The 16,199-nt window shown below is 45.0% G+C and carries 10 protein-coding genes; 6 read left to right on the top strand and 4 right to left on the bottom strand.

Annotated features, from left to right (window positions below):
• Positions 1–367: 367 nt before the first annotated feature.
• Positions 368–4,186, top strand: a complete 3,819-nt coding sequence (locus tag JWG44_RS01860; protein ID WP_205273262.1) for an Ig-like domain-containing protein — start codon at positions 368–370, stop codon at positions 4,184–4,186.
• Positions 4,187–4,280: 94 nt separating this feature from the next.
• Here the strand turns inward: JWG44_RS01860 and JWG44_RS01855 are convergent, their stop codons facing one another.
• The 4 genes from JWG44_RS01855 to JWG44_RS01840 form a co-directional block, all read right to left on the bottom strand.
• Positions 4,281–6,134: a sensor histidine kinase gene (locus JWG44_RS01855; protein WP_205273261.1), complete on the bottom strand. Its 1,854-nt coding sequence runs from the start codon at positions 6,132–6,134 to the stop codon at positions 4,281–4,283.
• Positions 6,135–6,143: 9 nt separating this feature from the next.
• Positions 6,144–6,836, bottom strand: a complete 693-nt coding sequence (locus JWG44_RS01850; RefSeq protein ID WP_205273260.1) for a response regulator — start codon at positions 6,834–6,836, stop codon at positions 6,144–6,146.
• Between the two features lie 204 nt (positions 6,837–7,040).
• Positions 7,041–7,460 carry an LIC12806 family lipoprotein gene (locus JWG44_RS01845; protein ID WP_205273478.1) on the bottom strand — a complete coding sequence of 140 codons (420 nt, stop codon included), beginning with the start codon at positions 7,458–7,460 and terminating at the stop codon, positions 7,041–7,043.
• An 18-nt stretch (positions 7,461–7,478) separates the two neighbouring features.
• Entirely contained in the window at positions 7,479–8,483 is a 1,005-nt protein-coding gene (locus JWG44_RS01840) for a hypothetical protein (protein ID WP_205273259.1), read from the bottom strand.
• 105 nt (positions 8,484–8,588) lie between these two features.
• Here JWG44_RS01840 and JWG44_RS01835 point away from each other — a divergent pair, with 105 nt between their 5' ends.
• The 5 genes from JWG44_RS01835 (at position 8,589) to carB (ending at position 16,148) form a co-directional block, all read left to right on the top strand.
• A complete protein-coding gene (locus JWG44_RS01835) occupies positions 8,589–8,789 on the top strand; it encodes a hypothetical protein (RefSeq protein ID WP_205273477.1) in 201 nt (66 codons plus the stop codon).
• Complete coding sequence (locus tag JWG44_RS01830) at positions 8,786–9,373, top strand: hypothetical protein (RefSeq protein ID WP_205273258.1); 588 nt, start codon at positions 8,786–8,788, stop codon at positions 9,371–9,373. The genes JWG44_RS01835 and JWG44_RS01830 overlap by 4 nt, the downstream gene beginning before the upstream one ends.
• Positions 9,370–10,002 carry an RsmD family RNA methyltransferase gene (locus JWG44_RS01825; RefSeq protein ID WP_205273257.1) on the top strand — a complete coding sequence of 211 codons (633 nt, stop codon included), beginning with the start codon at positions 9,370–9,372 and terminating at the stop codon, positions 10,000–10,002. The genes JWG44_RS01830 and JWG44_RS01825 overlap by 4 nt, the downstream gene beginning before the upstream one ends.
• A gap of 479 nt (positions 10,003–10,481) precedes the next feature.
• Positions 10,482–12,785: a sulfatase-like hydrolase/transferase gene (locus JWG44_RS01820; protein ID WP_205273256.1), complete on the top strand. Its 2,304-nt coding sequence runs from the start codon at positions 10,482–10,484 to the stop codon at positions 12,783–12,785.
• A gap of 42 nt (positions 12,786–12,827) precedes the next feature.
• Positions 12,828–16,148, top strand: coding sequence for a carbamoyl-phosphate synthase large subunit (gene carB, locus JWG44_RS01815; protein WP_205273255.1), 3,321 nt, complete (start codon positions 12,828–12,830; stop codon positions 16,146–16,148).
• Positions 16,149–16,199 lie beyond the last annotated feature (51 nt).

The raw sequence follows: 16,199 nt of genomic DNA, 5'->3' as shown, positions 1-16,199 counted from the left end.
CGAGCGCCCTTGTTCCGATTTCAGAAAGTTTTACTTTTCATTCTTCAAAACTTGAAAACTTTTTTCGCCTTCCTATAAATAGGGTGCCTTTATAAAATGAAAATTTTTTCTTTTTATTTCTCCCAGAAGTTTCACGGGTCTTCTTTTTTTTGTAACTAAATCGATATGCTTAATTTCATTTTTTATCATAATCTTTTCATATTAGGATTTGGACGGTTTTTTTTGCCGAAATCTATGCTTCCGGTTAGAAAGCGACTTAAAGAATTCACGTTATAACGTGCAGTGTAAAAGAAGGGCGCTTATGTTAATCTTATCGATGAAGGCCGTCAATCCATAGAAAGAACTCGGTTTTTGTTGGAGGATTCAGTTGCAAACGATCACAAGAATTATTTTTATTTTTCTATTAGGAATCGCAAACGTAAGTTGCGTAGGCGGAAACAAGAATAGTTTACCTTTTCTTGCTTATTTGGATTTTGGCAATAAAACAAATCTGTTTTCAGTTTCACAAATCACTCCTGGATCCGGTGTGACCGGAATCCCTCTAAATACCGCGATTCAGGTCGCGTTTAGCAGTTCTCTCGATCCGTCTTCGGTGAATTCTTCCACGTTTCAATTAAAACAAAACGGCGCTTTAATCCCGGGAAGTTTGGCACTGAGCGAAACTGCGGCTGTGTTTACTCCAAATTCTTTACTCGCTGCTTCCACAACGTATTCGGTAACGATTGTTAAAGAAATTAAATCAACGACCGGAGTTTTTTTGAAAGAGGATTTTTCTTGGAGTTTTACTACGGCAAACATCGTGGATGTGGTAGCGCCGGCTTTATCTTTGAGAACTCCTGTGATTGGGGCAGCTCTGGTCCCTAATAATTCTTCCATCCAGATCGCTTTTACGGAAACGATGGATTGTACAACGGTGGATAATACCAATTGGACTTTGAAAAATAATGTGACGAACGTAGCAGAAGCGGCAACCGTAACCTGTTTAGGTTCGAGCGCGACTTTGAGTCCGGTCAATCCTTTGGCGGCAAATACGGTATTTCGAGTAGACCTTTCTGCGGCCATGAGAGATCTCGCCAACAATCCGCTCCCGGGGCCGCAGAGCTGGACTTTTACGACCGGCGCCGGACCCGATATCACTCCACCGACTGTTTCCTTTTCGTCTCCGAGCGCAAATGCTCAAGGAGTTTCTACAAATGCCGCAGTCAGTGTGGCGTTTAGCGAGCCGATCAATTGTGCTACCATTGCCGGCAATTTTACCTTAGACGATAATCCTCTTTTACCTGGAACGGTCAATGTAACGGTAAGCTGTTCCGGATCCACGGCTTCCATTACGCCCACGGCGGCATTGGCATTCAATACTACTTATACCGTGAATATTTCCAATGCGGTTACCGATTTGTTCGGAATCTCGATCGGGGTAGTCCCTCCTTGGACATTTACGACCGGACCTGCGGCGGATATTACTCCGCCTACGGTTACGTTCGCCGTCCCAACTGCAAACGCGGTCGGGGTTGGAGTCAATATCAATCCTACCGTAGTTTTCAGCGAAGCAATGTCTTGCGCTTCCATAAATATAGCTTCTTTTCGATTGAGACTGCAAGCTACTCCGGGTGTATATCTAGCGGGTAGCGTAAACTGTTTTGGAACTTCTGCGACTTGGACACCGGATCCGTTGATCAATCCTACACTCGCATTCAATACGTTTTATACTGTGGAAGTCAACGCAGGCGCCCTGGACTCATCCAATAATCCCTTAGTCCCCATTACCTGGGACTTTAGAACCGGCCCGGGACCGGAGGCGGTTCCACCGAACGTCGTCTTTGTAACACCCGCCAACGCAGCGTTAGGTGTTCCCGTCAACGGCGGTATAAACATCGCTTTTGACGAAACGATGAACTGTGGTACCGTTTTAGGAGGGATTACCTTAGACGATGATCCTTTAACTCCTGGTACCGTAATGCCCGTCAATATTAACTGCAACGGAAACTCCGCTACTGTTACTCCCGCTTTGCCGCCTTTGGCATTCAACACCGCTTATACCGTGAAAATTGCAAATACGGTTACTGACAGTTCCAACAATGCTCTGACCGCGGATTATTCCTGGAGTTTCACTACGGGATCGGCAGCCGATGTAATTCCGCCCCAAGTTTCTCTCGTGAATCCGGCTGCGGCCGCGACCGGTGTCGCAACAAACGCGAATCTTACGGTTTCCTTTAATGAATCCATAGATTGTTCTACCTTGAATTTTACAGTCGATAATGGAATTGGAGGCATCGTAAATTGCTCGGGGGCTACGGCAACCTTTGTCCCCAATGCGATGACTCCTCTCAATGCAGGGACTACTTATACTGCGAGCATCGTAACGGTAAAAGATTTGGTCGGAAATTCGATCGTCTCCGTTCCACCGGCCCCCGCATTTAGTTGGACTTTTACCACAGGATTGGCTGCAGATGTGACACCACCGACGGTGACAATTCAAAACGTAAGAAACAATAGCACTTTAGAATCCGGATTTGTGATCGGAACCGCAGCCGATGCAAGAGGGATCGCAAGTGTGGAAATTAACATCGACGGACTCGGATATACTTCTGCGGGAATGATCGGAACTACTTCTTGGAAATATCCGATTCCCGCTACCGGTCCGAATGCTTGGTTGCCAAACACACAGCACACGATTTTAGTCCGAGTGACGGATACTTCGAATAATTCTACGATTTCCCCGCTCGTGAACAATATACGAAAAGGTACAAACAAGGACGTCAACGGGGATGGTTACGTGGATCTGGTCACTGCAGAATACGGTCAGGGCCTTGTTTATATTTTCCATTCTTCCGGCACTGCGGGAATTACTACGACAAATGCCACGTTTGCAAGTCGCGTAATAACCGGAAGTGCGGCAAACCGATTTGGGAAAACCGTTGCAACGGGAGACGTCAATGGGGATGGATTTGCCGATGTGATCGTAGGTGCAACGCCCCCCGTGCCTGGTATTGTCGGCCGAGTTTATGTTTTTCATTCTTCCGGAGACGCGGGCGTAACGACCTCCTTCTCGGGTTTTGCAAATACGATTCTCAATGGGAATCTAAATGCGGATCAATTCGGAGATGCGCTGGCTGCGGGAGATGTCAATGGGGACGGATTTGCGGATGTGGTTGTAGGTGCACCGGGTTACAATGCTTCCATGGGAAGAATTTATGTCTTTCATTCTACGGGAGGGCCCGGGATCGCAAACGCAACCGTGAATGGCGCCGGAGTCGGAGCGAGCTCCTTTAAAACGGGCGCGGCTACCGGTGATCGATTCGGGTATTCCCTTGCTATGGGAAATATGAACGGAAATTCGGGAGGTGGATTTTCGGATGATATCGCGGTGGGTTCGCCCGGCTACAATAATGGCACCGGGGATGATTGGGGTAGAATTTATACTTATTACGGCTCTACTCCGGGTGGATTGACGGCGGCCGCGCCGAATACGCTCACGAACAATACGGGAAATACCAACGCTGTTGCCGGAATTCCCGGTGGACCCGCTCTCTTTGGAGCGTGTGTGGCGCTCGGAGATATCAATGGGGATGGTTTTTACGATATAATAGGAAGCGCCCCGCTCTTTATACAGGCAAGCACGGTTCCCGGCCCGAGCAATATGGAAGGAAGAATTGTTCTTTTTCTTTCGGGTGGTCCCGGAGGAGTAACGACCGCAAATATCGGCGGCGCTCATCGTGTCCTCAATGGGGTAGTGAACTTACAAACGATCGGTTCTTCTCTCGTTGCGAGTGATTTGAATTCCGATGGAAAAGCCGATATTATATTTTCTTCCGTAAATCCGAATGCGGTCCAGGTCTTTATGACCCCGGCCGTCGGTAACGGACCGACTGTGGATACAAATGCGGCCGACATTACGATAGCGGGCGGAGGTTTCAGTATCGGTTATTCCGGAAGTTACGCAGCCGCACCGGGTGTCCCCAGTCCAGGTCGCGCCCTTTCGAACGGAGATATCAATGGAGACGGTCTTATGGATCTGATCATCGGCGGTTCGGGCAACTCCGTTCGTGTTCTTCATTCTGTGGGGGGACTGGTACCTGTTACCAACAATATCGCGGCCGCTTCCAGTATCATTCTCGGTTCCGGACTACTTGGTGGACTTGGAGGTACGGGGGCGAATTCAAACGAATTCGGTTCCGGTCTCTAAAGGGAAGTTTTTACTCCGAGAGAAATTTCTCTCGGAGTAAAATGGATCCAATGGAAAGAATAGTCCCAATAGAAATCCTTAGGATAAAAAGAGTTTACGGAAGAATCGGAATGGACAGAACGAATTGGTTTTCTTCGTTCTTGCTCAGAAAATCATAGTTTGCATTTAGTTTTTGCGCCCGCATCCGAATGTTGTTCAAGCCGATTCCGGAAGAATTTAGTTCGTTCGTGTCGAACTTTTTCCCGTCGTCGATAATTTTTAGAAAAAGGACTTTCCCATCCGTATTCCAGAAAATCTGAATATTCTTTGCTTCGGAATGCCTCAGAATATTGGACATTAATTCCAGAAAAATTTTCTGTATATGAAGACACTGATCCAATCGTAAAACGTCCGAAACCTCTTCGATTTCAGTTTTTACTTGGATCGATCCGGTGCCTTGGATTCTTTCGGCGTATCGGATCATCACATCCTCCACGAGTTCTTTGTGGGTTCCCGAATGTTGCATAAGAAATACGATGTCTCTTACGTTCGAGATCAGATGTGTCACTTCCGCTTTTAGTTTTTTGAGAGTTGAGTCTTCTTTGTTTTTGGATTCCAATTCGAATAGGATTGCGGTCAGTTCGGAACCGATCGTATCGTGAATATCCGACGCGATTCTTGTTCTTTCCTCCGCCTGAAGTTTGAGTTGTTCGTTATATTTGATTTGAAGTTGTGCGAACTCCTTCGCCTTTTCCAGATCCTCCGTAAATCTCGAGGAAATGATATAAGAATTCAGTGCGACGAAGACGACCAGCCCCAACGGAAAACTGTAAGGAAACAAAACGTAAACCTCGAACAAACCGTAGATCACGTCGTTCATCATCGTAAAAGCCAAAACAAGACCGGTGAGTAGGATGGTTCTCGATCTATCTTCCCGATTCCGAAACGCCAAAAACGCGGGAACGATAATCGGGATCGCGTACATCGGCGGAATATAGAGAAACAGAGAATACAATCGAACCAGATTGTTTTCGTCCAAGACTAGAATCCCGATCACGAATACAATCGTGCTCGCGATCGCGATTCGAATCCATCTCTTCCCGAATTGAACGGGAAACATTCTCCTAAGAATCAGATAGACCGTGGGAAAAAAAGAGACTTCGCAAAAAAATTCGATTCGGATTCTAAGATCGAGAGAAAGACTCGGAAGAGCCATGTATTGAATTCCGGAAGTGATAAACGTATAAAGAGACACCAAAAAACAAAACGCCGCAAAGTGAAGAGGAACCGGATCCTTTCTATAAGCAAAAAAGAATACGATATGATAGATCCCGAAGGAACAAATTACGGTGATTAAAATGATTTCCAACCATTCTTCTCGTCTTTCCTCCAGATCGACGGAGTTTCCGTTTCCGATTCGAAAAGAATTACGGATCCCGCCTTTGAGATAATTTCCCTTAAAATTGGAAACGACGACTGTGATCCAAAAATCTCCCGATGGAACGACTACGCTCGTAACCAGAGGATGAGCCAGGAAGACCGTATCGATCTTATCGGTTCCCGTAAGCCCGTTCGAATAAACTTTGTGATCGTCAAAATATACGTCGTAAACCCCGGGAAGTCTCGGAATTCTAATTTTTATACTCGGCCGATTCCAATCGCATAACACGTGCAAACGATAAGTCGCATAACCTTTCCATGTATAAGAAGAATCGTAATCCCTCCATATTCCTGGAACCGGTTCGTAGAGCGGTTTTTTTGGAAAGGTTTGATTTCCCGGAATAAGTTCTTTCCAGAGAAATTCCCAGTCTCCGTCGAGAGTTGTGCTCTTTTCGTTGAGATCGAAGTTTCTCAGGTCGATCAAACCCTTTTGTGCGGTCGGACGTTCTTTGGACGAGATTGAAGGAGAACACCGGTTCACGATCAAAAAAAGAAGAATTATAAAAATTGAATATACGATCCGTTTCATCGGCGGCCTCTAAGGATAACCGGGAACGTCTCTGATGATCCCCATTCTTCTTCCCCGAATGATGGCTTCCGATCTGGAATGTACTTCCATTTTCTTATAGATCTTTTCGATATGTCTGCTCACCGTATGACTGGAAATATCCAATTCATCCGCGATATCGGGGAAGGTCATTCCCAACGCCACGAAGTTTAGAATCTGCAATTCTCTTTCGGTTAAACCCAGTGTGTTTACGATCGGAGGATTTTTAGTTTCCTCTTTTTTTGTGAATTCTCGGATGATTTTGTCGGCGATCCGGGGAGTAAGAGGAGCGCCGCCTAACACGATCACTCTGAGTTCCGCGAGAAATAATTCCGGAGAGGTGTCCTTTAATAGGTATCCGGACGCTCCTCCGCGAATCGCTTCCACGATTTTTTCCTCGTCTTCAAAAACGGTGAAAACCACATATTTTGTGTTAGGTGTTTTGTCTTTGAGTTCGCGCATACATTCCAAACCGTTTTTTCCCGGAAGACCGATGTCTAGGATTACGATGTCCGGCGCTTCGTTCGGTAGTTTTGAAATCGCTTCTTGTGCGTTCGGATAGTGTTTTAAGAATTGGAGATCGCTGGATTTGGAAAGTAGTTCTTGAAGATTGAGGGCCGTATGAAGATTGTCTTCGATGATCGAAACCGAATGGCTCTTTTTTGAATCTTTTCGTTCGGCCATCCATCTAATTCTTTCGATTGCTTCCGATCGGTAAATTACTTTTCTCTCGATACGATTGCTTCGTAATCTACTCGATATAAGTCTCTTTCACAAGTGTTTGTTTCTTACAAAAGGGACAGCGCCCTAATTGCCTATCCGGTTGGAATGCTATTTAGAATCCGCACGATCTCAATGCTCCGCTCTCTATGGGTCGCGACGCAAGACTTACTTAAAAAACTCGTTCCATTCTTCCTTTGCTTTTTCCCATCTTCTCTTACGATCTTCTTTGTCTCTGATCTTAAGATAGAGCCTCGGTTCCGCACCGGGAAACGTGATTCTTACCCTATGCTCGTGAAGGACTTCCACGAGGACAGTCTGATTGTGGTCGACGACGATTCTATAATTGACTACACTTTTCATCTCCATCGGAAGGACGCCTTGTCCAAGATCGGCGATCCCTTTTCTAAAATCGAGGTCCACACACTCCACCGGTTTGTGCCAAGTATCGCAGAACTTTCCTTCGGGAGGGGGAACCGGTTTTAAACCGCAAGCGATCGTTGTAAAGGTTGCGTAAAGAAAGAATGCCAAACTAAACATTTTTTGAAAAGCGAAGGAGGTTCTATCCAATTTCATTTCGTTTAACATTTTCATTGAAGCGAAATTCTACTGATCCGTTTCCAATTCCAGATTGAGTTTCGTTTTGAGAAGCGGTTTTTCTTCGATAATCTCTCTCGCGAGTTTTATGATTTCATCCTTTCTTTCTTCAGCTTTCGGAAAAAGTTCCTCCAGGATCGTAATCGACTTTGCGTGAAGATTTTGAAGTCTGAAAATTTTAGCTTCTAAGATCCAGGATCCGGTCGTGATAAAGTCTTCGTTTTCGTTTCTCACTTTTCGGATGGAATTCAAAGAGGAGACGTATTGGCCCGCGCGGAATTCGGAAAGTCCCGTTAAAAAGTGTGCTTCTCTTTCCGTGAGTAGAATCGAGCCTGTGGATTCGGGACTCGCTAAATTCTTCTTTAAAAATTCGGTATCTCCGGAAAGGGAAGCTCCCAAAAGGGAGATCCAAGTATAACCCGTCTTAAATTCGGGGCTGACCTTGTCGTAAGGAATCGAGTTCAAAAGACTCGTGAGGGATTTTCGAGAAAGGTGTTGTTTGATCGTTTCGCCGAACGCGATCATAACCTCGTTATCCGGATTCTCGCGCATCGCAGGATCGATCGCTTTGGCGCGAAGTCCGTTGCGATACATTTCCTCCAAGATCGGAAGATACGAAGCGTCCTCTTTGAGGAAGTCGTTAAAACCGGAATAGGAAAGCTTGACTAACGTGCCTGAATCGAAAGAAAAACCGTTTAATAAAAAAGAATAATAGTTTCCTAATGCACTGTAAAAATAACCGAGTTCGTCCGTCGGATTTGAGGTAACGTAGTCCTTCGCCGCACTCTGAAAATTTTTGACTGAACTTTCTTCCAGATTTCCGGAAAGAATTTGCTGCTGAACGTTCTTTCTTTCTTTTTCAAGAAGAATTTTCCGATCTCCCGCGAAGAGATTCTTGATGTCCTGCCGGAAAAAAAATCCGACCCCTCCTAAGGTAATCAAAAGAATCGTAAGAATATAAGGCTTATAACTGGTTTTTTTTTTGTAACTCTTCAGGCCGGACTGATACAGCATAATGCGTCCCAGTTTTTACCCGCCTATCCAGGGTTCACGTATTTTTTGAATTTGTTTCGGGCCCTAAAACTTGACACTGAAGGCACCTTTGATTCCGTTGGATGTATGCCCTACGATTACGATTTTGACGAAGAGTTTGAACTGGAAACCGGAGATGATGAAAATGCTACGGATGAGGACGTTGTAACGTTTGCATGTGAGGATTGCGACCACCGCTGGGAAGAAGAAGCCTTTGAAGCGGAGGATTACGGTCCGGAAGGGGCCATTTGTCCCATGTGCGGTTCGGCGGCAGTAATCGAACTTTGAAAAATACCCGGCCGGTTAGGCAGTTCCAAGAGAATTTTGCCTCCCGGTTCCTCGGGTTTGTAATCATTCTTTTTTTTCTCTCTCCTCAAAAAACAGTCTCTCCCACAGATTTCAGCGACGTTTATGATTTTTATAAGAAGGGGAACTATGATACCCTTGTGAAGGTATCGCGTTCCGCGCTTCGGAAAGAAGAAGTGGACTATCGAATTCTTCTTTTGTATACGGCCGCCGAGAAGGATCCCGAAGAGATCGATAAAACTCTCAGGAGTATCTACGAAAAAAAGTCGTCTCATCCCGGAATTTTTTATAACTCCGTTTTTTTATTTTTGGAACGTTGTCTGGTATTGGAGGACGAATCCGCCGGAATCCACTGGGGAAAGATTTTTTCGGAACACGGAGCCGCTTCGGTGCGTTATGCGGAAGGTCTCTACACATACGCCTGCATCTTGTTTGAAGCGGGAAAGTTTTCGGAAGCAAAACAGGTGCTTTCCAAATTGAAAGAATGGAAATCGACCGAAAAACTCAATAAGAAAATCCGAATCTTAGAATTGAGCATCGATAAAAAAATGGAGGCACAGACATGAAACTACTCAGAGTGCAAACCGGGAAGCTGAAGGGTAAGTCGATAGAAACGCCTCCTGCAATCGCTGGAAATATGAACTTCACTCCTGCGGTGATCAAAAAATCCGTCTTTGATGTGTTAGGTTCTTTGGTCTTGAAGGGACGATTGATTCCGGAAGACGCTGCGTTTATAGATTTTTTTGCGGGCTCGGGCCAGATGGCTTTGGAAGCCGTAAGCAGAGGATTCGCGAGAGTGGTTTTATACGAACTCGCTTGGGAAAGATCGGACAGCCTTAGAAAATTATTCGATAAGATCGGAGGACAAAGGGAAATCTTTCGAAAAGACGTATTCCGTTTTTATGATAAACTCGACATTCCGGAAAAATCGAAGGTTTACTTTTTAGATCCCCCGTATTCTTTTTGGGATAAGAAGAATGAAAAATTGAAAAATCTCGCCGAAGCCCTTTTGAAGGAAGAATCCACCGTAGTCGTTTTTGTCCAATCTCCCGTTTCACCGGGTTGGCCCGATTTTGTGACCCGCAAGTTTGGAAAGAATTTTTTGACTTACAAGGTAAGAGGAATGGAAGATTTCGAATCAGAAACGGATGACGACGAAGTTGCCGAGCCGGAAGAATCGGGGTTGGAAGATTGACCCTTCGATACTAATGTTTCGCGTTCACTTTGGTCAAACTCTGCGTAAACTGATTCACGGGTTGTAGAGCTATTCAGAATCGTCAACATCGAAAGAGGATTTTTTTTAGGAGTTCCTACATCGAGACTTTTTACTTGCGAGAAGCGGAATTTTATGATAGAGAAAAGTCACCCGGAGTTTTCCGCCACCCGCCCCTCCACCCTAGATCAGGGCGGGGCGCGACTTTTTCGGAGGATTGTCGTTGTTACGACAGATTCTTTTCAAGGTTCAGTTGTATTGCGGGAAAGAATGGAACAGGCCGTTCTCTATATGAGCATGGCCCACCTTGAAATTATTCTTACAAAATCGAAAGGTAAATACAAAGGGAAGTTATATTATAAGAATCGAATATTTCGCCTCGAAAATTGCTACGTTAAAAAAAACTGAAGCTCGATCTAAGGATTCACTTGCGGAAGAGTTTGAGTCCCGCTTGAAGTAAAATGGAACTCATCCCTAAAGAACAAACGAGAAAAATCAACTTGGAAAAAATTCAAAATATCCTGAAAAACGCTTCGTTTCAGCGTTACGTTCGCTTTTTTGCGATCGGAATGGGAATCTCGTTCGTAACTTTGATTCTCAATTCCTCTTTTCAAATTATGGGAGTCGATCTTTCCGAATTTAAGTCATTGTTTTTGTCCTTTCTTCCTTTGTTTCTAAAAGACTACGTAGGAACTTTACTCTCTAGCGGAATTCTCTTTTCTGCGATTGCATTGCTCTTTTTTGGAGCGGGGGAGGAGTCCGAGGATACGATTCGTCTTTCCTTCAAAAAAGAAGTCATCGTCTTTTCAGTTTTTGTTTTTTTACTTTGGATTCACTCCGTTGTTTTTTATCCTCAACTCTACGGAGAATTTTTCTTTTATCGATTTTCTTTTTTGAGTCCTCTTTTGTTCTTCCTCACGGATCGAATTTCTCCTTGGATTCCGCAGATGTTCGCCTTTTTATTGTTAGGCGGTTTTATGGGATGGAGAATCCGTTCCTTTGTGTTCAGGAAAGAATGGGAATCCTTGAGTTTTTTTGTCCTATTTTGTCTTTTCGTATTTTGTTTTCATCTTTTAGGAAACGTTTTGGGAATTTGGATCGTTTCCTCGGTTTATCTCCTCAGCGCGATCTTCCAAAATTCCAAAGGATCTAAGTTTGTCTGGTTCGGAGTTCTTCTTGTAACGTTGGGAATTTCCTGGAGCGGAAAGGATTCTAAAATCCAAACCAAACCCCCCGTTTCCAAAAATCTTCCGAATATCCTCATTCTCAGCGCAGACAGTCTGCGTTATGATAAGATGGGATATTCGCAAGGCAAGGACGGGCTTACGCCTAACATCGATTTATTGGCAAAGGATTCGATTCGATTTCAGGATCACCATACGACGATCCCGAGGACTTTTCCGGCCTGGGCCGATCTTCTCACCGGACAACCGAGTTTTATCCACGGAATCCAGGATATGTTTCCCGATGCAAAGGATCGCTCGGGTATGACCCGGGCTTCTTCGAGAACTCTTCCTCGGATTTTGACCGAACTCGGATACGAAACCTCCGTAGTCTCTTCCTTTGCGGGGGATATTTTTCCCCGGGCCGATTGGGGGTTTCAATCCGTCAAGGCTCCGATTTTTCACGCGGGAACTCTTACGGCTCAGAGAATTTTAGAATCTCAGATTCTTCTTCTCCCGATTTTAACGGGTTCGATTCCCTTTGTTGGAGAATATTTTTCGTCCCTCAAAGGCCTTCCGAGTTTGGGAGATGATTCTAAAATTCTTCCGGATCTTTTGCCCGGTTTAAAAAAAGGGGAACGTCCTTTTTTTACGGTATTCTTTTCCTCAGTAACACATTTTCCGTTCAGTCCTCCGTTTCCTTTTTATCAAAAATTTACAAATCCTGAATATTATGGAAAATTTAAATACTTTAAATTTGTGGACCCGAGCGATTCTTCGGAGTTGAAGCAAGAGGATCAGAATCAAATCAACGGACTCTTTCAGGCTTCCATCGCTTCCTTTGACCAATCGGTCGGAAAGATCGTCGAGAAGTTAAAGGAGGAAGGAATTTACGATTCTACTCTGATAGTTCTTACGAGCGATCACGGAGAATCCCTTTTTGAAGCGGATCACAGCCACGGACACGGAGAACATCTGAGGGGAGAAGCGGTCACTCGCATTCCTCTTCTCATCAAATATCCTTCGAACGCGGGGGCTGGAAAATCGTTCTCGGGTATCAGCAGTTCCTTGGATTTGTTTCCGACCCTTCTGAACTTTGTCTCGGAATATTTCGAGACTTTTGACGATCAAAAACTGATTCAGGATGAGGTCCGAAGTCGACCGGGAAGAGATCTTTCCTTTGCGTTTCAATCCCCTTCTTGGAAGGACAATCGAGCCGTCTACGGAGAAACCGGGATTTGGTTTAGCGATCGGGGAAATCATTTTTTTCAAAGGCAAAGGATCTTTTATCCTAACATTCTTCAGCTTCACTCGATCGAATCGGGTGATCTTCCGTTTATTTCCATCGGAGATTCTTATGCAAAGGAAAGTGTCATCGTCTCCAAACATAGAATGTTTCAGAACGGAAATCGCAAACTCATCTACATTCCTTCCGAAGACGGCGTTCTCTGGGCTTGTTATGATAGAATCGGCGATCCTTGGAATACGAATTCCCTTCCGATTTCACAATGTTCTTCTCTCAAGGAATTTCTTTATAGCTTTCTGCTTTCTTCCGGAAAATTTAAGAAAGCAGGAGAGTATTTGTTGCCATCGTCAAATTGATGCTTGAAGGATAGCGGTGAACTAAAAAGCTGTATTTTCAGTATGCCTAGAAGAGAAGATATCCGCTCTGTACTCATCCTGGGTTCTGGTCCGATCGTAATCGGTCAAGCATGTGAATTCGATTACTCGGGAACTCAAGCCGCAAAAGCCCTCAAAGAAAAAGGAATTCGTGTAATTCTTCTAAACTCAAACCCTGCAACCATCATGACGGACCCGGATCTCGCGGACGCCACGTATGTGGAACCGATGACGGTTCAAGTGGTTCAGAAAATTCTTGAGAAAGAAAAACCGGACGCAATCCTTCCGACTGTCGGCGGTCAAACCGCACTCAATCTCGCGCTTGCTTGCAACAACGCCGGACTTTTAGAAAAATACAATGTGGAATTGATCGGGGCAAAAGTCGAAGCTATCAAAAAAGCCGAAGACAGAGATCTTTTTAAAAAGGCGATGCAGAAGATCGGAGTAAGAGTTCCGGATTCCGGTCTCGCAAATAATCTCAAAGACGCGTGGGAAATCAAAAAAAGACTCGGGCTTCCTCTGATCGTTCGGCCGGCCTTTACCCTCGGCGGAACCGGAGGAGGGATCGCTTTCACCGAAGAAACTTTTGAGGAAGTCGTTTCCAAAGGACTCAAGGCTTCTCCCATCAGTCAGGTTCTTTTGGAGGAATCAGTTCTCGGTTGGAAAGAATTCGAACTCGAAGTTATGCGGGATCTCGCAGATAACGTCGTCATCATCTGTTCTATCGAAAACATAGATCCTATGGGAGTTCATACGGGCGATTCGATCACCGTTGCCCCTCAGCAAACCTTATCCGATAAGGAATATCAAAATCTTAGAGATATGTCCATCGCCATCATTCGAGAGATCGGAGTGGAAACCGGCGGATCCAATATCCAGTTCGCGGTAAATCCGGAAAACGGAGACGTGATCGTGATCGAGATGAATCCTCGGGTTTCCAGATCCTCCGCACTGGCTTCCAAAGCCACCGGATTTCCGATCGCAAAAATTGCGGCTCTTCTTTCCATCGGTTACACGTTAGACGAAATTAAGAATGACATCACCCGTGTGACACCCGCATCCTTTGAACCTTCGATCGATTACGTAGTCACTAAAATTCCTAGATTCGCTTTCGAAAAGTTTCCGGGAACGGACGACACCCTCGGAGTTCAGATGAAAGCCGTCGGAGAAGCTATGGCGATCGGAAGGACTTTTAAGGAAAGTTTTCAAAAGGCTCTTAGATCCCTGGAAACCGACCGTTACGGTTTCGGTTCGGACGGATATTTTCAAGAATTATTATATTCGAGAAGCTTAAACTCCGATCAAAGAAAAGAATGGATCGATTCTTTTCTGAAACGTCCAAACGACAAACGTATCTTTTATATCAAACTCGCCTTAGACGAAGGTTATTCCGTGGATCAGATCCACGATCTCTGCAAAGTGGATCGTTGGTTCCTCTGGCAGATGGAAGATCTTCTTAAACTCGAAAAAGAATATTCCGAAAAAGGAAGTCCGATTCTTCAAAAGATGAAACAGGCCGGCTTTTCCAATCGACAACTCGCTTTTTTAAAAAGTAAAAAGGAAATCCTGGGACTTTTGGACGGCGGGCTCCGCGTAGATCTTAAGAAGACCGAAATTCAGAATCTTCTCCGAAAAACGGAGGAAGCGATAGAAGCCGAACTGGATTCTAAAAAAATTCTCCCCGTTTATAAACGGATCGATACGTGTGCGGGAGAATTTGAAGCCTATACGCCGTATTTTTATTCTTCTTATGACGAGGAAGATGAATCGGCGGTGACCCCCGCGAAATCGGTGATGATCCTCGGTGGAGGTCCGAACCGAATCGGACAAGGGATCGAATTTGATTACTGTTGTTGCCAGGCTTCCTATGCGCTTCAGGATCTCAAGATCGAGTCGATCATGGTCAATTCGAATCCGGAGACCGTGTCGACCGACTACGACACTTCGGATCGTTTGTATTTTGAACCTCTTACCTTGGAAGACGTTTTTAGAATTTATCAAAACGAAAAACCCGAAGGTGTGATCATTCAATTCGGTGGTCAGACTCCTCTGAAACTCGCAAAGGATCTGGAAAAAAAGGGAGTGAAAATTCTCGGGACAAGTCCTGATTCCATCGACCGTGCGGAAGATAGAAAACGTTTCGTTGAAGTATTAGAAAAATTGAAACTGAATTCTCCCGAGAGCGGGATCGCGACCTCGATGGAAGAAGCGAGAGTGATCGCACAAAAGATCACATATCCGGTTCTGGTTCGTCCGAGTTACGTTCTCGGCGGAAGGGCGATGCTCATCATCAACGAAGAGAAAGAGTTGGATCGATATATGGAAAAAGCGGAAGAGATCTCCAAAGACAAACCGCTTTTGATAGACTCTTTTCTCGAAGACGCAATCGAAGTGGATGTGGATGCGCTCTGCGACGGAAAAGAAGTTTTTGTCACCGGGATCATGGAACATATCGAGGAAGCCGGAGTTCATAGCGGGGATTCCGCTTGTGTGCTTCCTCCTCAAACACTTTCCAAAAAGATAATGGATGAGATCCGCTCAGCGACCGTGGCTCTGGCGATCGAACTCCAAGTCAAAGGTCTGATCAATATTCAATACGCCGTTAAAAACGAAGTCCTTTATATCATCGAAGTAAATCCTAGGGCTTCCAGAACGGTTCCTTTTGTATCAAAGGCCCTCGGTCATCCGATCGTAAAATACGCTACTCGTATCATGATGGGAGAATCTCTGAAAAGTCTACCACTTCCCAAAGAGATGGCTTTCTCTCAGGTGAGCGTGAAAGAAGTAGTACTTCCGTTTAATAAATTTCCGGGTGTCGATACCATTCTCGGACCGGAGATGCGTTCCACCGGAGAAGTTATGGGAATCGCTTCGACCGCAGGGGAAGCGTTTTTGAAATCGCAGTATATGGCTGGAGACGAGCTTCCTTCTCAGGGAACCGTCTTCGTAAGTATCAACGATAAGACCAAGATGGAGCTTCTTTCCTATATCAAGGATCTTTCCGAACTGGGATTCAACCTGATCGCAACTTCCGGAACTCATAAGTTTTTATCGGACAACGGAATTCTATCCTCCAAGATCAACAAGGTGTACGACGGAGTATTTCCTACCGCGTTGGATTATATTCGTGAGAATAAAATTCACCTGATCATCAACACTCCGCTTTCAAGAGTGACGAGAGACGATAGTTTTACGATTCGTCAGGCTGCGATCCGGTTTAAGGTTCCTTGTCTAACCACGTCTAACGCCGCTAAGGCGCTCATCAAAGGGATGGTGGAAATGAAAAATAAGGGATTTACGATCCATTCTCTTCAGGAAATCCACGCGATGCCTAAGATTTTCTGACGGAGTTTCGATTCAGATCCGGATACAGTTTTATCATCGCAGAAGAGCCGT

It is taken from the genome of Leptospira ainazelensis (genome assembly GCF_016918785.1).
GTDB classification, from domain to species: Bacteria; Spirochaetota; Leptospiria; order Leptospirales; family Leptospiraceae; genus Leptospira; species Leptospira ainazelensis.
Note: the sequence above shows the minus strand (reverse complement) of the source record. Positions and strands in the feature narration are given on the sequence as shown.